At 64.8% G+C, this 20,107-nt stretch carries 18 protein-coding genes; 11 read left to right on the top strand and 7 right to left on the bottom strand.

Translation table 11 applies throughout. The features are described from left to right. Positions 1-498: 498 nt before the first annotated feature. The 4 genes from J6595_RS20840 to J6595_RS20825 form a co-directional block, all read right to left on the bottom strand. Positions 499-1,995 (bottom strand): tripartite tricarboxylate transporter permease, encoded by a 1,497-nt coding sequence (locus J6595_RS20840; RefSeq protein ID WP_209597372.1) that lies wholly within the window; start codon positions 1,993-1,995, stop codon positions 499-501. Beyond that, entirely contained in the window at positions 1,995-2,483 is a 489-nt protein-coding gene (locus J6595_RS20835) for a tripartite tricarboxylate transporter TctB family protein (protein ID WP_209597370.1), read from the bottom strand. Before J6595_RS20835 ends, J6595_RS20840 begins: the two co-directional genes overlap by 1 nt. 127 nt (positions 2,484-2,610) lie before the next feature. Further along, positions 2,611-3,531, bottom strand: a complete 921-nt coding sequence (locus tag J6595_RS20830) for a Bug family tripartite tricarboxylate transporter substrate binding protein (RefSeq protein WP_209597369.1) — start codon at positions 3,529-3,531, stop codon at positions 2,611-2,613. 373 nt (positions 3,532-3,904) lie between these two features. Further along, positions 3,905-4,111 carry a hypothetical protein gene (locus J6595_RS20825; RefSeq protein WP_209597367.1) on the bottom strand — a complete coding sequence of 69 codons (207 nt, stop codon included), beginning with the start codon at positions 4,109-4,111 and terminating at the stop codon, positions 3,905-3,907. Here J6595_RS20825 and araD point away from each other — a divergent pair. Together araD and J6595_RS20815 are read left to right on the top strand one after the other, a co-directional pair. After that, entirely contained in the window at positions 4,110-5,840 is a 1,731-nt protein-coding gene (araD, locus tag J6595_RS20820) for an L-arabinonate dehydratase (protein WP_209597365.1), read from the top strand. The two genes, J6595_RS20825 and araD, sit on opposite strands and share 2 nt — an antisense overlap. Before the next feature lie 12 nt (positions 5,841-5,852). Then, positions 5,853-6,665 (top strand): HpcH/HpaI aldolase family protein, encoded by an 813-nt coding sequence (locus J6595_RS20815; RefSeq protein ID WP_245198972.1) that lies wholly within the window; start codon positions 5,853-5,855, stop codon positions 6,663-6,665. Positions 6,666-6,689: 24 nt separating this feature from the next. Here the strand turns inward: J6595_RS20815 and J6595_RS20810 are convergent, their stop codons facing one another. The 3 genes from J6595_RS20810 to J6595_RS20800 all read right to left on the bottom strand — a co-directional run bounded on the left by J6595_RS20810 (position 6,690) and on the right by J6595_RS20800 (position 10,081). Then, positions 6,690-7,670, bottom strand: coding sequence for a LacI family DNA-binding transcriptional regulator (locus J6595_RS20810; RefSeq protein ID WP_245198968.1), 981 nt, complete (start codon positions 7,668-7,670; stop codon positions 6,690-6,692). A gap of 144 nt (positions 7,671-7,814) precedes the next feature. Then, on the bottom strand, positions 7,815-9,029 hold the full coding sequence (locus J6595_RS20805) for a mandelate racemase/muconate lactonizing enzyme family protein (RefSeq protein WP_245198965.1): 1,215 nt from the start codon (positions 9,027-9,029) through the stop codon (positions 7,815-7,817). Beyond that, positions 9,026-10,081: a LacI family DNA-binding transcriptional regulator gene (locus J6595_RS20800; RefSeq protein WP_209597361.1), complete on the bottom strand. Its 1,056-nt coding sequence runs from the start codon at positions 10,079-10,081 to the stop codon at positions 9,026-9,028. Before J6595_RS20800 ends, J6595_RS20805 begins: the two co-directional genes overlap by 4 nt. A 214-nt stretch (positions 10,082-10,295) precedes the next feature. Here J6595_RS20800 and J6595_RS20795 point away from each other — a divergent pair, with 214 nt between their 5' ends. The 9 genes from J6595_RS20795 (at position 10,296) to J6595_RS20755 (ending at position 19,766) form a co-directional block, all read left to right on the top strand. Further along, positions 10,296-11,600 (top strand): ABC transporter substrate-binding protein, encoded by a 1,305-nt coding sequence (locus tag J6595_RS20795; protein WP_209597359.1) that lies wholly within the window; start codon positions 10,296-10,298, stop codon positions 11,598-11,600. A 108-nt stretch (positions 11,601-11,708) separates the two neighbouring features. After that, positions 11,709-12,434, top strand: a complete 726-nt coding sequence (locus J6595_RS20790; RefSeq protein WP_245198961.1) for an SDR family NAD(P)-dependent oxidoreductase — start codon at positions 11,709-11,711, stop codon at positions 12,432-12,434. 6 nt (positions 12,435-12,440) lie between these two features. Next, complete coding sequence (locus J6595_RS20785) at positions 12,441-13,301, top strand: carbohydrate ABC transporter permease (protein WP_209597355.1); 861 nt, start codon at positions 12,441-12,443, stop codon at positions 13,299-13,301. 4 nt (positions 13,302-13,305) lie between these two features. Further along, positions 13,306-14,139 (top strand): carbohydrate ABC transporter permease, encoded by an 834-nt coding sequence (locus J6595_RS20780; RefSeq protein ID WP_209597353.1) that lies wholly within the window; start codon positions 13,306-13,308, stop codon positions 14,137-14,139. Positions 14,140-14,145: 6 nt separating this feature from the next. After that, positions 14,146-15,147 carry an alcohol dehydrogenase catalytic domain-containing protein gene (locus tag J6595_RS20775; RefSeq protein ID WP_245198959.1) on the top strand — a complete coding sequence of 334 codons (1,002 nt, stop codon included), beginning with the start codon at positions 14,146-14,148 and terminating at the stop codon, positions 15,145-15,147. Then, positions 15,147-16,217 (top strand): ABC transporter ATP-binding protein, encoded by a 1,071-nt coding sequence (locus J6595_RS20770; protein ID WP_209597351.1) that lies wholly within the window; start codon positions 15,147-15,149, stop codon positions 16,215-16,217. Before J6595_RS20775 ends, J6595_RS20770 begins: the two co-directional genes overlap by 1 nt. Before the next feature lie 119 nt (positions 16,218-16,336). Then, the gene (locus tag J6595_RS20765; protein ID WP_209597349.1) at positions 16,337-17,797 is read left to right on the top strand and encodes an NAD-dependent succinate-semialdehyde dehydrogenase; all 1,461 of its coding nucleotides are present in this window, start codon (positions 16,337-16,339) and stop codon (positions 17,795-17,797) included. Then, entirely contained in the window at positions 17,794-18,729 is a 936-nt protein-coding gene (locus J6595_RS20760; protein WP_209597347.1) for a PfkB family carbohydrate kinase, read from the top strand. The genes J6595_RS20765 and J6595_RS20760 overlap by 4 nt, the downstream gene beginning before the upstream one ends. Then, a complete protein-coding gene (locus J6595_RS20755; protein WP_209597345.1) occupies positions 18,726-19,766 on the top strand; it encodes a tagatose 1,6-diphosphate aldolase in 1,041 nt (346 codons plus the stop codon). The genes J6595_RS20760 and J6595_RS20755 overlap by 4 nt, the downstream gene beginning before the upstream one ends. The last annotated feature ends 341 nt before the right edge of the window (positions 19,767-20,107 follow it).

Raw genomic sequence — 20,107 nt, 5'->3', positions numbered from 1 at the left:
CGGGCCACGAAGCGCAGACGTTCGTCCATAACGGACCTTTCCATCCACGGCATCAACACCTCCCGCAAAGCGAAAAGTGTTACCCATGTCTCCGGTACGAAACGTCACCTATGTCTCGGGTCGGACATTTGTCCAGCCCGGAGACATGGGTAACAGAACGTCCCTAAGACATGGGTGACAATCTCGTGCCGAACGGATTGTCGATCGTTCGCAAGGTTCTCTGTTCCAGGGTCGATCTACCCCGGTGCGCGACCCGAAGACACGGGTAACGGGCGCTGCTTCCATGCGCTTTGCGTTCGAGATGATGCGGGCGGCTGCCGACTTTTTCGAACTCAGCGCGGTGACGCTTATCCGTGATGCGACAGGATCGCTTCGCCGCTAGCGGCTGGCGCTAAGCTTTGGTTCTTCGATCATGCTGCGCAACGCCGCGCGGCCTGCCGTCTTCCAGACCCGGCATCCGATCCGGCAAATGCGGCCAGGCGCTTGCCGAATCGCCGTTCACGCCGGTCCGGTGCGCCGGCGCATGCGGCCGAGGACGAGCGAGCTCAGCGGGACGACGATCATCACGATGGCGATGACGGCGAAGATGACGGCGGCGATCCAGCTGGCTGTCGGGAAGCTCAAGATGTTGCCGTCGTTGAGCAGGAGGCCGCGCCGCAGATTTTGCTCGAATTGGGGACCGAGCACCAGTCCGATGACGAAGGGCGCCAGCGGAAAGCCGCCGAGCCGCAAGCCGTAGCCGATGATCCCGAAGGCGACCGCGACGACCCCGTCGAGGGCGTTGCCGCGCACGGTGATGGCGCCGATCAGCGAGAAGACGATGACGCCGACCATGATGATCCGCTCGGGCGTCGCAAGGATCTTGCCGAACAGCCGGACGATCGGAAAGGCGAGAAAGAACATTACGATATTGACGAGGATCAGGACGACGAAGATCGCGTTGACGACGTCGAGATGCTCGCTCATCAGCCGCACACCCGGCGTGATCCCGTGAACCACCATTGCGGAGAGGAGGATCGCCGTGACGACGTCGCCTGGAATGCCGAGTGCCAGCGTCGGGATCATCGCGCTTCCCGTCACCGCGTTGTTCGACGCCTCGGCCGCGATCAGGCCATCGGGCTCGCCCTTGCCGAAATTGTCCCGCCGCGGCGAGGCCTGCTTGGCGGACGCGTAGCTGATGAAGGCGGCCGTCGCCGCCCCCGTCCCCGGCAGCGCGCCGATCAGACAGCCGATGGTCGAGCTGCGAAGGAGATTTCCGACGCGGCCCTTCCATGCTTTCAACGCCGGAATTTCAAGTCGGGCATTGGCAACCGGCGGCGCACCGGTATCGGGCATTGCGAGGCGCGAAAACGCCTCCGACAGGGCGAAGAGGCCGATGACGACAGAAATGAGGTCGAGGCCGGCGGACAGGAACTGGATGTCGAAGGTGAAGCGCGCAGCACCCGTCACCGGGTCGGTCCCGATCAGGGAGAGGAACAGGCCGGCCGCCCCCATCGCCAGGCCCTTCAGCATGCTGCCTCTGGAAACGGCGGCGATGCAGGTGAGTGCCAGAAGGATCAGTGAGAAGATTTCCACCGATCCGAAACGGGTTGCAAACCGGGCGAGCTGCGGCGCGGCGAGGATCAGCACCACGCAGGAGATCAGGCCGCCGAGCACCGAGGAGACGGTCGCCCAGCCGAGGGCGAGCCCGCCCTCCCCGCGCTGCGCCATGGGGTGGCCGTCGAGCATCGTGGCGGCCGACTGCGGCGTTCCGGGCGAGTTGATCAGGATCGCCGAGATCGAGCCGCCATAGACCGATCCGCAATAGACCCCGAGCAGCAGGGCGAGGCTCGGGACGGTGTCCATGCCGAAGGTGAAGGGCAGGCAGATCGACAGGCCGACGACGGAGCCGAGCCCCGGAAGCGCCCCGATGACGATCCCGAGGGTCGTGCCGACGAGAATGGCCAGAAGCGTCGCCGGCGAGAGGGCATCGGCGAGAAAACCAAGATCGGGCATCAGAAGAGCCCCCCGGACATCAGGATCGGCAGCCGGATCCCGAGAAGGTGATGGAACAGAAGCCACAGGCCGGGGCCGAGCAGCAGAAAGGACGCGGCAAAGGCGACCGGCGCGCGGGTTCCGGTGAGGTAGAGAAGCAGCGGCAGAGCGATGACGATCGGGACCAGATAGCCCAGAAAGACGATCGCGATCGCCAATGCGAGCGACACCGCCATGACGATGCCGACATGGGAGTTGCGAAGGCCGGCATCGGCCGGATCGGCCGCCACTCGTTCGGAACGCGCGGAAAGGAGCTGGCGGGCGATGTCGGCGAGAGCAAGGCCCACCCACGCGATCAGGAGAATGCGCGGCAGGGCGTCTGGGGTGTCGCCGGCGGCGAGGTTCCCGTCCCCGGCGCCGGCCCCGGCGAAGGCGGAGACGAGAAACGCCGCCCCGACGAGGCAGACGCCGCTCGATATGGAAAGCCTGACGGCGCGGCTATCGTTCATGACACTGCTTGAATTGGCTGGATGATTGGGAAAGGCGCGACCGCAGGGTCGACATTCGCCGCGATCGGACCGCGACGGGCAGCGGGACGCTGAAGACGCCCGGCCGCCCTTACCATCGACGAAACGTCTATTTGACGAGGCCGGCCTGTTTCAGGATCTCGCGATTGCGCTCCGCGTCCTTCTTGACGAAAGCCGCGAATTCCTCCGGCCCGCGATAGGCGATCCCCGTGTTGGTGCTCTTAGCCAGCTCCTTGAAGCGATCGGTGTCGATCGCCTTGCGGCAGGCTTCGGAATAAGCCGCGAGAGCCTCTTCGGGAATGCCCTTGGGGGCGACGAGGCCCTGCCAGACCGAAAATTCGAGGTCGTGGCCGAGTTCCTTCATCGTCGGGATATCGGGATAGGCTTCGAGTCGCTCCGGCGCGAAGACGGCGAGCGCCTTGACGTCGTTGTTCTCGAGCACCGTCGCCGTGTCCACGAACAGATCGATCTCGCCGCCTGCCATCGCGTTCATCGCGGGCCCCGTGCCCTTGAACGGCAGATGCACCGCATTGAGGCCGGCTTCCGAGGCGAAGGCTGCCATGGCGATATGCGGGATGGTGCCCGGCCCGGACGAGCCGTAGACGATGCGCCCGTCCTTGCCCTTGGCGATCCAGTCCTCGACGGAATCCATGTCCGAATCCTTCTTTTCGAGAAGGAAGACGGGCGTCGAGGTAGTCTGGCAGATATAGTCGAAATCATCGGCGCTGTAGGAGGTCTGTCGCAAGGACGGCTGAATCGCGAGCGGACCGATCGGAATGTAACCGACCGTCGAACCATCGCCGCTCGCATCCGCCGTCGCGGCCGCGCCGATCGTTCCGCTGGCGCCATCGACATTGCGGATCACCACGGTCTTGCCGAGGGCCTCGGAAAAGCCGGGCTCGAACACACGGGCGACCGTATCGGTGCCTCCGCCGGCGCTGAACGGAACGATCATCTCGATCGTCTGCGCGCTTGCCGCTCCGCAGGTTACGGACAGGCCGAATGCCGTCACGACTGTCGTGATTTTCATGATTTCCTCCCTGATAAATTCGTCGGCCCTCACGAGAGGACCATCGTCTCCGGCATCTCCCAATCCCGGAACGCTGAGGCCAAATCGTAGCGATACGAAATATTCTGTCAATCGCTTGCGAGGCTTCAAGCGGCGGCAAGACGTCTTTCCGACGGGCTGATGCCCTGGCTTCGCGGCGCTTGAGCTCTCACGCCATGAATGCGATTCTGTCCGCTCCGCGTCATTATGGCCTCGCCACGATCGTCCGAAGGCCGCAACGAGCTCTTTGACAGCCTCTGATCGTAGCGCTACGATTTGGCGAAATGTCCCCTGGAAAGCCTGACGGGATGTATCGCAGGAGATTTCATGCATACCGGCGCCATTCTTGCGGCCCTCATGCCGCGACGATGGCCATCTCTCCGGGCTTGGTCGCCACCGGATCCTCAGTGCGATCATCGAGAATGCAATTTTGCCCCTTATCCGCGCCTGCATGATGCGGGGCGCATGAGAAAACCGTGCGGCTCTGCCGACGCAATTGATCAAAGCCGGTGCCGCTCGCCCGCGTTACCCGAAGGCACAGCGAAAACACGAGTCCTGCCATGACGAAAGCCATCTCAGATCTGCGCAGCCAGCGATGGTTCGCCTCCTCGGACATCCGCGGTTTCGCACACCGCCAGCGGACCCAGCAAATGGGCATGCGGCGCGAGGAGTTCATGGGCAAGCCGGTCATCGGCATCATCAACACCTGGAGTGAGATGAGCCCCTGCCACGCCCATCTGCGCGACCGCGCCGAAGCGGTGAAACGGGGCGTGTGGCAGGCGGGCGGCTACCCGGTGGAGATGCCGGCTTTGTCGGTCGGCGAGGTCATGGTGAAGCCCACCACCATGCTTTACCGCAATTTCCTCGCCATGGAGGCAGAGGAGATCCTGCGTTCGCATCCCATCGACGGCTGCGTCCTTCTCGGCGGTTGCGACAAGTCCACGCCGGGCCTCCTGATGGGCGCGATCTCGATGAATCTGCCAACGATCTTCTGTCCGGCCGGCCCGATGTCGAGCGGCAAGTGGCGGGGCGTGACGACGGGCGCTGGAACCCACACCAAGACCTATTTCGACCAGCTGCGGCGCGGCGAGATCACCGAGGACGACTGGGTCGATCTGGAAAGCCGGATGACGCGCTCGGCCGGCACCTGCAACACGATGGGAACGGCCTCGACGATGACCTCGATCGTCGATGCCATGGGCCTCACTTTGACCGGGGCCTCGTCCATCCCCGCCGTCGATTCCGGCCATCCTCGGATGGCGTCGCTCTGCGGCGAGCGCATCGTCGCGATGGTGCTCGAGGATCTCAAACCGTCCGACGTTCTCAGCCAGGAAAGTTTCGTCAACGGCCTCGCCGTCTACATGGCGCTCGGTGGGTCGACAAACGCGGCGATCCATCTGATCGCGATGGCCGGCCGCGCCGGGCTGACGCTCCGGCTGGAGGACATGGCGGCGGCGGCCGAGAAGATCCCCGTGCTTGCCAATCTGTTCCCGTCGGGCACCTATCTGATGGAAGACTTCCATTTCGCCGGCGGCCTGCGCGCGCTGATGGCAAAGCTCACCGAGCACCTCGCCCTCGATGCGCGAACCGTCGAGAACAGGACGCTCGGCGAGGCGATTTCCGGCGCAGATTGCTGGAACGACGATGTCATTCGCGATCTCGACAATCCGGTGGTTCCGCTCTCGCAAGGACGGACGCTGGTGCTCCTGAAGGGCAATCTCGCGCCGAACGGGGCCATTTTGAAATCATCGGCCGCCAATCCGAAATTCCTGAAACACCAAGGCCCGGCGCTCGTCTTCGACGATCCGGGAACGATGATGAAGGAACTCGACGATCCTGATCTCGACGTCACCGAAGATACGGTTCTCGTTCTGCGCAATGCCGGCCCGGTCGGCGCGCCGGGCATGCCCGAATGGGGCAATCTGCCGATCCCCAAGGCACTTTTGAAAAAGGGCGTGAAGGATATCGTGCGGATCTGCGACGGCCGCATGAGCGGCACCCATTACGGCACCTGCATTCTCCATGTTTCGCCCGAATCGGCCGTCGGCGGCCCCCTGGCGCTGCTCAAGACCGGCGACACGGTCGTTCTCGACGTCGAGGCCGGTCGGCTCGACATGCAGGTCGCCGACGACGAACTCGAACGGCGACGTGCCAAGCTGTCCCCCCCTACGCCGCTTTATGCGACCAGCTTCACCGCCCTTTACCAGCGCCATGTCAGTCAGGCCCATGAGGGCTGCGACTTCGACTTCCTTTCCGGCGTGCGCAACCTGCCCGAACCGGCAATCTACTGAAGGCTCTTCCTTATGACTCAGGATATTTCCAACCGCTTTCGCCGCATGCTGGATGAAAAACGGGACATGCCGCCGCTCGGCACCTGGCTGATGTCGGCCGCGCCGGGGCCGTCCGAAGCGATCGGGCATACCGGCTTCGATTTTGTCGTGGTCGATATGGAGCACGTGCCCGTCGAGGTCGCCAACCTTCCCGACATATTGCGGGCCGTCGGCTGCACCCCGGCCGAGCCGATCGTGCGTCTTGCCTGGAACGACATGGTGATGACCAAAAAGGTGCTCGACGCCGGCGCGCAGACGGTCATGGTGCCCTTCGTCGAAACCGCCGAGGAGGCCAGGGCCGCCGTCGCCTCGGTCAAATACCCGCCGGTGGGCGTTCGCGGCGTCGCCGCCGTCCACCGCGCATCGCGCTACGGCGCGGTTCCCGATTATCTGAAACGCGCCAATGACGAGACCTACGTCATCGCCCAGCTGGAAACGCCCGAAGCCGTCGGTCGGCTTGCCGAGATCGCGGGCGTTCCCGGCATCGACGCGGTGTTCGTCGGGCCGGGCGATCTGTCTGCGGCCATGGGGCACATCGGCGATATCGGAAACGCCGAGGTGCAGGCTCTCATCGAGAAAGCCGCCAGGGACGCCAAGGCTGCCGGCACCAAAATCGGCATCGTCGGACCGAACCCTGCCATGGTCCGCCGCTTCCTCGATTACGGCTACGACTTCTCGGCCATGGCCTCGGACATCGCGATGATGACCGGCCGGGCGCGTGACTGGCTCGGGGAACTGCGCGGCCAGCCGGCAAAGGAGCAGGGCAAGGTCTCCTCGGCCTACTGACCCTCGTTCCCGGAGACGCCCAGGTCAGGCGCTGCCGCGCTCGACGATCACGAAGCCGGTGTTGATCGCGGTTCGCGATCGCCCTTCCCCCTCGACGATGTCGAGGATCAGCTGGGCGATCTCCTGGCCGATGACATCGCCGAAGGGGCGGATCGTCGTCAGCGAGGGGTTGCTGAAGGCCGCGAATTCGAGATCCCCGAACCCGATCACCGAAAGGTCGTTCGGAACGGCGATGCCGCGCCGGCTGCATTCGAACAGAAGCCCGAGCGCGAGCGTATCGTTGGACGCGGCGACACCGTCAAGGCCGGGATCTTTTGAGAGCGCGCTCGAGAGCAGCGCGGCTGCGGCCTCCGTGCTTGCCGGCTTGATGTGATTGATGATCTCGGCCGTGACGCCCTGTGTCGCCGCCTCGGCTGCGAAGCCTTCGGCGCGTTTCATCGCGCGGCGATCTTCCTGCATGCGCGCACCGAGGAAGGCCAGCTTCTGCCGCCCCTTGCGCAACAGATGGCGCGCGGCGGCGCGGCCTGCCTCGTGGTGCGAGAAGCCGACGGCATGGTCGATCGGGTCTTCTCCAAGCTCCCACATTTCGACGACGGGGCAATCGGCGTTACGCAGAAGATCGCGGGTCTGCGGAGAATGGTGGAGCCCGGTCAGAACCATTGCCGAGGGCGACCATGAGAGATTGGCCCTGACCAGCTGGAGTTCGGCGTCCGCGTCGTAGTCGGTATTGCCGAACATCACCTGAAAGCCGTGCCCCGACAGGATGCTCTGCATGGCCGAGACCGTATCGGCGAAAAAGGCATTGCGCATCGAGGGGACGACCACACCGACGACTCGCGAGCGCGCCGCCGCCAGACCGCCGGCCATCAGGTTGGGCACATAGCCGAGCCGATCGATCGCGCCAGCGATGGCCGTGCCGGCCTTCTGCGACACCGAATGGGGTCTGCGCAGATAAAGCGAGACGGTCGATGGCGAGACGTTGGCGGCCAGGGCCACGTCGCTCATCTTCACGTTCCGCCGGGTTCGGCGCATCCGCCGTGTCACTGCCTCGTCCAACCCAACCCTCGAGACGTCGATTGAGCCTCTTCCTTAGCGCGAAACCGGCCTTGGTCGCCAGCTATTCGCTCGCCGGGCCGTGTCAAAGCCAGCTCAAGACGGGATGTCGACGGCATAGCGCTTCAGGGCAGAGAGATCCGGCGCGACGCCGATGCCGGCGCCCTCGGGGATCAGCATGTCGCCATCTGCCATCTCGGGAAATCCGAGGATCAGATCCTCGCGCAGCGGATTGGGATTGGCATCGACTTCGAGGATGCCCTCGCCGCCAATGGCGGCAAGAAGATGCAGCGAGGCGATCAGACCGACGCCACCACCGAGCCAGTGCGGGCAATAGGTCACGCCACTGTCCACCGCATGTCTTGCGACCGTCAGACAGCCGGAGATCCCGCCCCACTTGCCGATGTCGGGTTGCAGATAGCGCACGGCGCCGCTTGCGGTCATCGCCGAAAACTCGGCTGCGCCCCGCAGGTTCTCGCCATTGGCAAGCGGGACGCCGCATCCGCGCGCGATCGATTGCCAGGTTTCGATCGAGGCATCGGCCCGCACCGGCTCCTCAAGCCATTTCGGCGCGAGGGGCTCGAACAGCCGGCCCATCCGCATCGCGGTGTCGGTGTTCCAGGCCTGGTTCGCGTCGACCATCAGTTCGGTCTCGTCGCCGAAGGTCTGGCGCATCGTTTCGAGATTGCGGAGGTCGCGCTCCTCGCCGAATCCGACCTTGATCTTGAAGCGGCGAAAACCCGCCTCGGCCTTGCGGCTTGCAAGCCGCTCCGGCTCGTCCGCATTCAGGCCGCTGGCGTAAGCCCTGACGCGTCCAACGTCGGCGCCGCCGAGGAAGCGATTGAGGGGTTGGGCGCTGCGCCGGGCGAGCATGTCCCAGATCGCGATGTCGATGCCGGCGACCGCCTGGGCCAACGGGCCGGGCTCACCGCTCTGGATGGCAAGAACAGCGGTCGCCTCCTGCATGAAGGCAAAGGCCGCGGCCGGCGTTTCGAAGGTTCTACCCTCAATGAGCGGGGCGAGGACAGACGCGATCAGCCGCGCCCGATGTTCGGCCCCGACGGCGGGAAAATTGCACCACGCCTCGCCCCAGCCCTCGGCGCCATCGCCGGCGACGACCCGAACGAACACGGCCGGCCGATCGCGCATGACGCCGAACGAGGTCACGACCGGTGTCTCGATCGGCACCCGGAACACCAGCGGCTCGATATGCGCGATCGTGAAGGAATGCACGGCCATCATAAGGTCTCCCGAGAGGTTTTGGCAGATTTCGCGCCCGGCCTTCAGCTCGCGGGGCGAGGCTTGGCTCATACCGACTTCGGCGGTGCCGACGAATCACGCACGACGAGCGAGAAATCGATCTCGCGATGCTTCATCGCGGGATGACCCGCCAGCGTCTCCACGAGGTATTGTCCCGCCCGCGTCCAGATTTCGTCCGTCGGCATGTGGATCGTGGTCAGGGCCGGCTGCAGGTGACGGCTCCATTCGAGATCGTCGAAGCCGACGACCGAAAGGTCACCCGGCACGTCGAAGCCGAGCTTTTGCGCTTCCATCATCACGCCATAGGCGATGACGTCGTTGCCGCAGACGAGCGCGGTCGGCCGATCCTCGCGTTGCAGCAGCATGCGGGCCGCCTGCCGCGCCTCGTCGAGCTTGTAGTTGACCTGCATCTGCCATTCCGGCCTCGGCGCCGCGCCGGCTTCCTGAAGGGCGGAGAAGACACCGCGCATCCGGGCCTGCGCGCGATCGTTGTTGCGCTGCATGGCCGCGACGATCCCGACCGAGCGATGGCCGAGATCGATCAGATGCCGGGCGATGCAGCGCCCGGCGCCCTCATTGTCGACCCCGATGCTCGGATAGGACTTTTCGGGATCGTAGACGCCGACATTGACGAAATCGATCGCCTTGGCTCGCAGGAGATCGCGCAGGGCGTCGTGATGGGCGTCGCCGCGCAGAAGCAGGCCGTCGATCCCGCGGCTGACGAGATTGCGCGCCTGCTCCAGCTCGATGTCGAGATCGTATTCGTTGGTCGCAAGCAAGAGAAGATAGTTCTGGCTCGACAGATAGCGCTGCAACGCCTGCAGCCCCTGGGCGAACATCGCATTGTCGATGGTCGGAATGATCGCGCCGATCGTGCGGGTTCTGCGCGAGGACAGAGCCCGCGCCGAAGCATCGGGAATGTAGCCGACCTCGTCGACGATCGCACGGATGCGTATTCCGAGCTCCGCGCTGACCGATTCCGGCCGGTTCAAGAACCGCGAAACCGTTGCCGTCGAAACCCCGGCCTTCTTGGCGACGGCTCTGATGCCGACGCCCCGAGGCCGAGACGATCCTGCTCCAAGCGCTTGAGAAACCGGTTTCATGATCCCCGCTGTTACCCTGTTCAGATACACCCGATACCAGCACCCTGGCGCGCCGCGCAACCGTCGATTTTGCTGCATTGCAGCGACGTTTTTGCCGCGATTCATCGATGACAGCGTTGACGACGTTGATTCGTCGGGCGTATGTAACCGGTTACAAAACAATAGCCCGGATCGAGGAGGATGCCGAGGCTGTTCGATGCAACGGGAGGAAACCATGGCATCACGCAAGCTCACCCTGGTCGGCGGCATTGTGGCGGCGTTGGCGCTGTCCACGACAGCCGGATCGGCCCTCGCCCAGGGATTCGACTGGAAGGCTCACAAAGGCGAGACGATCACCTTCCTCGCCAACAACAACCCGGTGGCAAGCGCGATCCTGAAGCATCAGGACGAGTTCACGGCGCTCACCGGCATCAAGCTCAAGGTCGACAGCTATCAGGAGCAGCAGATGCGCCAGCGTCTGCTGACCGTCCTCAACGCCCGCTCCGACGAGGTCGACGTCTTCATGACGCTGCCCTCCCGCGAGGGCAGGCAGTATGCGGCGGCCGGCTGGTACACGGACCTGACGCCGTTCGTGAAGGACAGCGTATCGAGCGACTATGACTTCGACGGGCTGGGAAAAGCGCTGGTGGACGCGGCGCGGTTCGACGGCATCCTCACAGGCCTGCCGCTCAACATCGAGGGACCGGTCCTCTACTACCGGACCGACATCTTCAAGAAGTGCAATGTCGAGCCGCCGAAGACCATCGCCGACATCCAGAGCGCGGCGCAGACGATCAAGAAATGCGACAGCTCGATCACGCCTTTCGCCTCGCGCGGCCTGAAGCCGGCCTTGCCCTACACCTTCTCGAATTTCCTGCACAATATGGGCGGGGAATACATGAAGGACGGCAAGTCGAACCTCTGTTCGCCCGAGGGCAAGGCGGCCCTTCAGGCCTACGCCAATCTCCTGAAGGACTATGGCCCTCCGGGGGTCGTGAACTACTCCTTCTATCAGCTCACCTCGCTCTACCGTGCCGGCCGCTCGGCGATGAGCTTTCAGTCCTCCAACGAGTTCCCCTCGGTGATGGAAGGCGGCGCAAGGCTCAAGGACACGGCGATCGTGCCGTTGCCGAAGGGTGATGGCGGATCGGTGCCGACGACCATCGGCTGGGCGCTGACGATCTCGGCCTTCTCCGACCACAAAGACGCGGCCTGGTATTTCCTGCAGTGGGCGACGAGCCCGAAAATGCAGGCAGAGCTTGCCCTCGAAGGCATCGCCCCCCCACGCCAGTCTGTCTCGCAAGACCCGCAATATAAGGCATGGCTCGAGGAGCAGCCGCTCCGCCAGCAGTGGCAGAAGACGCTCGACGAACTGGCCAAGACCGGCACGTCCGAAGTCGGGTTCCCGATCGTCGAGAACCCGGAATCGCGTGAATATATCGGCCAGGCCGTCGACCAGATCCTGCTCGGCGAGGCCGATGTCGATACCGCCTGCAAGGCCGCCGACGAAGCACTCGATGGGCTGATCGCGCGCCAATAGAGCGCGCTCGAACGTTGCGGTCGCCGCTTCCCGTCTGGCGACCGCACCTCCCGGCGTATCCGGCGTTCGGCCGGACACGTTTTGAAATGCGGCATGGGATCCTGCGTCATGAATAATTTCGCCCTGGCGGCCGGGTTTCGGGCCGTGGTCATCGGCGGAGCCGGCGGCATCGGGCTCGCGATCCTGCGACAACTTCACGCCCTCGGGGCGAAGATCCACGCGACAGGCATCAGCGACGCGGAAATCCGGGCCTGCGACGCCCCGGCCGAAACTGAGCTCTCAGTGCTCGACGTGACCGACAACGCCGCCGTCGAGGCCTATGCGCAGGACGTCGGCCCGGTCGATCTCCTGGTCAACTGCGCCGGCATCCTCAGACGCGACGAGGAATTTTCGATCGACGTCTTCCGGCAGGTGCTGGAGGTCAATCTCGTCGGCACGATGTCGGCCTGCCTTGCCTTCAAGCCAGGCCTTGCCTCGCGAAAGGGCTCGATCGTCAACATCGCATCGATGAATGCTTTTGCGGCCCTGCCCCGACTGCCGGGCTACTGCGCCTCCAAGGGCGGCGTCGTCATGCTCACGCGCTCGCTGGCGCTGGCCTGGGCGGCCGAGGGCATTCGCGTCAACGCGGTGGCGCCGGGCTTCATCGAGACGAACATCAATGCCGAGGGCCGCAGGGATCTCGGCCACTATCAGAAGATCGCCGACCGAACCGCCTTCAAGCGTTGGGGCCAGCCCGAGGATGTCGCGGGAACGGTTGCCTATCTTGCAATGCCCGCCGCTTCCTACGTGACCGGCGCGGTCTACGCCGTCGATGGCGGCTTTCTGGCGGGATAAGACGAAATGCAGACGTCCAAGGGCCAACTCGGAGCGCTCGGAGCGCCGGCCGTCCTCTTCACCGTTGCGATGATCGCGTTTCCGGTCGCCTATACGCTGTATCTCAGCTTCGAGGCGTTCAGCTCGACCGGCACGACGCGGTTCATCGGCGCCGGCAACTACACGCGGATGGTGAACGACGAGAGCTTCTGGAACGGCGTCGTCATCACCTTCTATCTTTACATTCTGTCGCTCGTCCTGCAGCTGTTCTTCGGCACGGCTCTCGCGCTCCTGATGTTCCGTGCCAAGCGCCTGCCGGGCTTCGTCCGCTCCCTGTTCATTTCGCCCTTCATGCTGCCACCGGTCGTCGCCGGGATGATGTGGCTGGTCATTCTCGACCCTTCGCTCGGGGCCGCGAACTACATCCTGACGTCTCTCGGCCTGCCGCCCTCCGAATGGCTCGCCTCGCCGCAATGGGTGGTGCCGACGCTGGCGCTGATCGATACTTGGCAGTGGAGCCCCTATGTCGCGCTGATCGTTCTGGGCGGTCTGCAGTCGCTTCCGCCCTCCGTCTACGAGGCGGCGGAGATCGACGGCGCCTCGGGCTGGAAACGGCTGTGGCGCATCACCCTGCCGCTGCTTCTGCCGACGCTCGTCACCGCCATGGTGCTGCGCTCGGTCGATCTCCTGCGGTTCTTCGATCTCATCTACATCACCACCCAGGGCGGACCCGCCAATGCCTCGCTGACCCTCAACATCTACGGCTTTCGCACCGGCTTCGAGTTCTTCCAGCTCGGCTATGCGAGCGCGCTGATGGTGACGCTCTCGGTCATCGTCCTCGGTGTCACCCTCGCCCTCAACCGCCTTCGTCACATCGTCGCCTGGTAACGCCATGTCATCGCTCGCCAACCGACCCTCGGACCGGCTGATCGCCGTCCTCGACGTCGTCCTGCTCGTCGCCGCCGGCATCGCGGTGCTGGCGCCGGTCGCCTGGATGGTGCTGTCCTCCTTCAAGCAGAGCTACGAGGTCACGGCCTATCCACCGACGATCTTCTTCCAGCCGACGCTCGACAACTACCGCTCGCTGTCGCAAACGACGCCGTTCCTGCAGTTCGGCATCAACTCGCTGATCGTGACGATCGGCTCGACGGCGCTCGGCATGCTGCTCGGCGCGCCAGCCGCCTTCGTCGTCTCCTGGACGCGGATCACCTGGCCGGCAATCGTCACGCTCGTCGCCCGCATGGCGCCGGGAACGCTCTTCCTGCTGCCATGGTACGTGATGTTCCGGCAGTTCGACATGATCGGCACCTACAGCGCGCTGATCCTGACCCACGCCGTGATCACCATGCCGATCGTCATCTGGGTCCTGCTTCCCTTCTTCGACAACATCCCGCGCAGCGTCTTCGAGGCGGCACAGGTGGACGGCTGCAATCCGGTGCGCATCTTCTGGCGCATCGCGCTGCCGCTCGTCGTCTCGGGCCTCGCAGTCTCCGCGATTCTCGCTTTCGTGTTTTCCTGGAACTACTTCCTGTTCGCGCTCGTCCTGTCGAACTCCGACACCAAGACGCTGATCGCGGCTTCCTTCAACTTCATCGGCGAGGGCTCCACCAACTGGGGCGGCCTGATGGCCGCGGCGACCCTGATCGCGCTGCCGCCGCTCGCCCTCTCCTTCGTCGTCCAGCGCTGGCTGATCTCCGGCCTGACGCTTGGCGCCGTGAAAGGCTGATCCCCGATGACGACCAACGACCACATGCGCGCCGCCGACTTCAAGGGCGACGACGTCATCGCCATCACCTCTGTCGAGATGCCGAAGCCCGGGCCCGGAGAGGCGCTGGTTCGCGTCCTGAGGACAGCGCTCTGCGGCTCGGACTTCAAGCTCTGGCACAAGGGCGCCGAATTCATCGCCGGTCACGAGATCTTCGGGCGCGTCGAACAGCCGGGCCACGCCTTGGACGGCAGCCGCTGCGCCGTCTACATCCCGACCCATTGCGGCCACTGCGAAGCTTGCGAAGCGGGCGACACCCAGATGTGCATCGAGGTCTCCTCGCTCATCGGCTGGAACCGGGACGGCGGCTATTGCGAGTTCGTCGCCGTGCCCGACAACTGCCTCTTGCCCGTTCCCGACGACATCGACGACGATCTCGGCCCCCTCCTCCTCGACACGATCGGCACCTCCGCCCACGCCGTGCGTGAAGCCGAACGCTTCCTGCCGCGCAAGGCCGGCCGCAGCGTCCTCGTCACCGGTGCCGGGCCTGTCGGCCTTGGCGTCGTCCTCGCCCTGAAGGCGCTCGGCTACGACGAAGTTTATGTGTCCGATCCGAATGCGGAGCGGCTCAAGATCGCCGAGGAATTCGGCGCAATCGCTTCTGCCGTCGGCTCTCGCGACAAGCGCTTCTCGCTGATCGTCGAGTGCTCGGGTGCCCATGCCGCACGAAATCTTGCGATCGAACTCGTCCTGCCGAAAGGGGTCATCGTCCTCGTCGGCGAAAATGCGGCGCCCTGGACGATTACCGAGGACAAGGTCTTCCGACGAAAGGATTTCGCGATGCTGCGGACCTTCTATTTCCCCAAATCCGACTTCGAACCCAATGTCGAACTCCTGCGCGCCAACAAGGAGCGCTATCGCCGCCTCGTCGACGAGGCGTTCGGGCTCGACGCATTGCCGGAAAAATTCGCCCGCTTTGCCGCCGGAGAGACCATCAAGCCGGTTCTGGCCTTCTGGGAGGCGCCGTGATGGCCTCGATCCACATGCAGAAGCTGGTCAAGAAATATGGCGACCTCACCGTCATTCCCGGCATCGACCTTCAGATCGCCGACCATGAATTCGTCGTGCTCGTCGGCCCGTCCGGTTGCGGCAAGTCAACACTGCTGCGCGTCCTCGCCGGTCTCGAGACCATCGATGGCGGCGATCTCTTCATCGGCGATCGCAAGGTCAACACCGTTCCCCCCTCGCAGCGCGACATCGCCATGGTCTTTCAGGATTACGCGCTCTACCCGCATATGACGGTGCGCCAGAACATGGCATTCGCGCTGGAGATGCGCGGCATGGCGGGCGATGAGATCGCGACCCGCGTCCAGCAGGCGGCGAAACTCCTCGACATCGATCCGTATCTCGACCGTCGCCCGAAAGCGCTCTCGGGCGGTCAGCGCCAGCGTGTCGCGATGGGACGGGCGATCGTCCGCGATCCGCAGGTCTTCCTGTTCGACGAGCCCCTGTCCAATCTCGACGCCAAATTGCGGGCGCAGGTGCGCACCGAGATCAAGGCCCTCTCCCAGACACTGCGCACCACCATGGTCTTCGTCACCCACGACCAGATCGAGGCGATGACCATGGCGGACCGGATCGTCGTCATGAAGTCCGGTGTGATCCAGCAGGTCGGAACCCCGGAAGAAGTCTACGAGACGCCCGCGAACCAGTTCGTCGCGAGTTTCATCGGGTCGCCCTCGATGAACTTCATGCCGGTCACCGTCGAAGGCGAGCGCCTGGCCTTGAGCGACGGCCACACCCTGCCGGGCACGGCCGACCTTGCACGCCGCGTTCCCGAAAAGGGCTCGGCGACCCTCGGCGTGCGGCCGGAGCATCTTGCGGTCGTGCCGAAAGACGAGGCCTCGCTGATGGCGAATGTCGAGCTGGTCGAGCCCCTCGGCTCAGATACGCTCATCCACTTCACGGTCGCGGGAACGAAGGCGATCGCCCGCGTCGAGCCGGATCGCCGCCCCCGGCCCGGCGACGTCGTGCCGCTCGCGCCGGTGCCCGGCAAGGCGCATCTCTTCGAGACCGCCTCCGGCGCGATCATCCACTGACCCCATTGAGGCGCGGGTCTTTCCCGTCCGCGATGGATCGTGGACGTTTTCTTAAGAGCGACATCGCTCAGACTGCGAACCGGACGACTCACCGACAAATGCAAAAAGGAACAGACACAATGCCAATCGAAGGTCTGAAGGACTCGTCGCTCTTCACGAAGTCCTGCCTCGTCGCTGGACGCTGGATCGAGGCAGGGGGCGACACTGGCATCGCCGTGACCAATCCTGCCGACGGATCGCTCGTCGGTACCGTCCCGAGCCTCGGCAAAGAGACGCTCCGCGAGGCGATCGACGCCGCCGAAAGCGCACAGAAGGACTGGGCCGCAAAGACGGCGAAGGAGCGCTCGGCGCTGATCCGTCGGTGGTACGAGCTGATCCTCGAGAACGCCGACGACCTCGCCAGGATCCTGACGGCCGAACAGGGCAAGCCTCTGGCCGAGGCCAAGGGCGAGATCGTCGCCAATGCGGCCTATCTCGAATGGTTCGCCGAGGAAGCCAAGCGGGTCTATGGCGACATCGTCCCGCCGCCCGGCAACGACCGCCGGGTGCTCGTCATGAAGCAGCCGGTCGGCGTCTGCGCGGCCATCACGCCGTGGAATTTCCCCAATGGCATGATTACCCGGAAGGCGGGCCCTGCGCTCGCGGCGGGCTGCACGATCATCGTCAAGCCGGCCTCGCAGACCCCGCTCTCGGCGCTGTCGCTCGGCGTTCTGGCCGAACGCGCCGGGATCTCCGCCGGCGTCTTCCAGGTCGTCACCGGCAAGGCGTCGATGATCGGCGAGGAGTTCTGCACGAATCCGAAGGTCGCCAAGATCAGTTTCACGGGCTCGACCGAGGTCGGCCGCTGGCTGATGCGCCAGGGTGCCGACACCATCAAGCGGCTGTCGCTGGAGCTCGGCGGCAACGCGCCGTTCATCGTCTTCGAGGATGCCGATATCGACGCCGCCGTCGCAGGCGCGATGATCGCCAAGTTCCGCAATTCCGGCCAGACCTGCGTCTGCGCCAACCGCATCTACGTCCATGAGAGTATCGCTGCGGATTTCGCCAGGAAGCTCGCGGTGGAAGCCGATCGCCTCAAGGTCGGACGCGGCGAAGAGGACGGTGTCACCCAGGGTCCGCTGATCGACGACGCCGCCGTCGCCAAGATGGAGGAGCATCTGAAGGATGCTCTCGACAACGGCGCCGAGCTCGTCACCGGCGGCAAGCGCCACGCGCTCGGCGGGACCTTCTTCGAGCCGACGGTGATTTCCAACGTGAAGCAGACGATGAAGCTCGCCCATGAGGAGACCTTCGCGCCGCTCGCGCCGGTCATCGCCTTCTCCAGCGAAAGCGACGTGATCGAAATGGCCAACGATACCGAATTCGGGCTCGCGGCTTATTTCTACACGAAGGATCTCGCCCGCACCTTCCGGGTCGCCGAAGCTCTGGAGAGTGGCATCGTCGGCGTCAATTCGGGGCTGATCGCCAACGAGATGGCGCCGTTTGGCGGCTTCAAGCAGTCCGGTCTCGGCCGCGAAGGATCGAAATACGGGATCGAGGAGTATCTCGAGACGAAATATGTCTGCGTCGCCGGCCTATGATCGGTGACGCTCCCACATGGGCGCATGGGCAAGCCCGCGTCGCCTGTCTCGGGCTGTCGGCTCTCGACTACATCTTTGTCGTCGACGAGCTGCCCGGCCGTGGGAGCGCGAAGGTTCGCGCCGGTGACTTCGCGGTGAAGGGCGGCGGCATGGCCGCGACGGCGGCGGTCACCGTCGCCCGTCTCGGCGGCGCCGCGTCCTTCATCGGACGAGCCGGCGCGGACCGCGAAGGCGAAATGATGCGCGCCGAGCTTTCGGCGGAAGGCGTCGATGTCACGCATTTCAAGCTGTTCGAGGACGCGCGATCCTCGATCTCCGGCATCTTCGTCGGCAGAAATGGCGAGCGGCAGATCGCGAATTTTCGCGGTGCCGCGCTACCGGTGGAGGCCGACTGGCTGCCTTCTTCCGCATTTGCCGGTCTCGGCGCGGTGCTTTGCGATCCGCGCTGGCCGGAGGGCGCGCACGCGGCCTTTGCAGCCTGCCGCGACCTCAACATACCAACCATTCTCGATGGCGACGTCGCGACGGACGACGTCTTCGACGCGCTCTTGCCTCTCACCGACCACGCGATCTTTTCCGAGCCGGCGCTTGCGGCCTATGCGGGCCGTGCCGACGAAGCCGGCCTGCGCGAGGTCGCCGAGCGCCACGGTTGCGCGGTCACGGCCGTCACCCTCGGCGAGGCCGGCGCCATCTCAATCGAAGGCGGAGACATCCGCCACGCCAGCGCCTTTGCGATCGAGGCGGTCGATACCACCGGCGCGGGCGACGTTTTCCACGGCGCTTATGCCTACGCGATCGCGCGGCAGGCGCCGACGGCCGAGGCCATGACCTTCGCCTCCGCCGTCGCGGCCCTCAAATGCACGCGCCCCGACGGTCGCAGCGGAATTCCCACCCTTCAAGCAAGCCTGTCATTCTGGAGAACCCACTCATGACGACGATCGGAAAACTGCGCGGCCTGACCCGCCTTGCCGATGACGACGGCCATTTCACCATGGTCGCGCTCGATCAGCGACCGCCGCTGATCGCAGCGATCGCCAAGGCCAAGGGGATTGCGCAGGACGAGGTGTCCTTTGCCGACATGCTGGCCGCAAAACGGATGCTGGTGCAGGCGCTCGCCGCAGATGCCAGCTCGATGCTGCTCGATCCCAATTTCGCCGTGCCGGCAGCCCTCGACATCCTGCCGGCCCGCACGGGGCTGATCGTGACGCTGGAGGAACATCGCTTCGTCGATACACCCGGCGGCCGCTTCTCGCGCTCGATCGACAACTGGACGGTCGAGAAGATCCGCCGCATCGGCGGCGACGCGGTCAAGGTGCTCGCCTGGTATCGGCCCGACGCCTCCCCTGAAGTGCTCGAACATCAGAAGGACTATGTCCGCACCGTCGGGGCCGAGTGTCGCCGCCACGACATTCCCTTCGTCCTCGAGCTCCTCGTCTATCCGTTTCCCGATAGCGCCGATCACACCACCGATTACGTGGAATCGCCGGACAAGCGCGCCGAACTCGTCATCGAAAGCGTTCGGGAGTTCGCCAAGCCGGAATACGGCGTCGATCTCTACAAGCTCGAGACGCCCCTGCCCGGCTCACAGCTGCCGGACTACTCCGACACACCCGAATCCAAGGCCGCTGCCGCCGAGTTCGAAACCGTCGGCTCGATCTGCCGGACAGCCGGCATTCCCTGGGTGCTCCTGTCGGGCGGCGTGACACCGGATCAGTTCGGTCGCGTCCTGACCTATGCTTATGCTGCAGGCGCTCAGGGCTTCCTCGCCGGCCGGACGATCTGGCTCGATGCGATCCAGTCCGCCTTCCCGGACGAGGCGAAGGTTTTGTCGATGCTGAAGGCCGACGGCAAGCAGCGTCTGGCGCGCCTGACCGAGCTGACCCTCGAGCGGGCAAAGCCCTGGCGCTTTCCCGAGCAGGATCGTGCATCCTTCCGACGTGAAGGCGCCTTCGCCGCCGCCTACGCCTGACGGCCTCGCGGTTCCGTGTTCGGCGACCGGGGCGAGGCACGCGTCGTGCCGCCTGTTGAAATCGCGGGGACGCACTCGCCATGGAAGAAGACGGTGCCTCTGTCTCGAATGGCTGCGCTTTCACCCTTTGCGATCGAGCCGTCGAACACAAGCGCCCGGTAAGACTCGGCCTGACGGTCACGCGACTGAATCTGGACACTGAATCTGGAAAGGCCGGCCGATGCCGGTCATGCGGTGCACGTCACGTCTCGAATTCCGAATGATGTCTGCATCGCCCCGCCTTCGCAACGCGCGGGGTTCCAGTGCCGCGCCGATACGATCGGGCGCTGCGGCGTGACGCC

Source organism: Jiella mangrovi (assembly GCF_017815135.1).
In the GTDB taxonomy this organism is placed as follows: Bacteria; Pseudomonadota; Alphaproteobacteria; order Rhizobiales; family Rhizobiaceae; genus Jiella; species Jiella mangrovi.
This window is presented reverse-complemented; position numbering and strand designations above follow the sequence as displayed.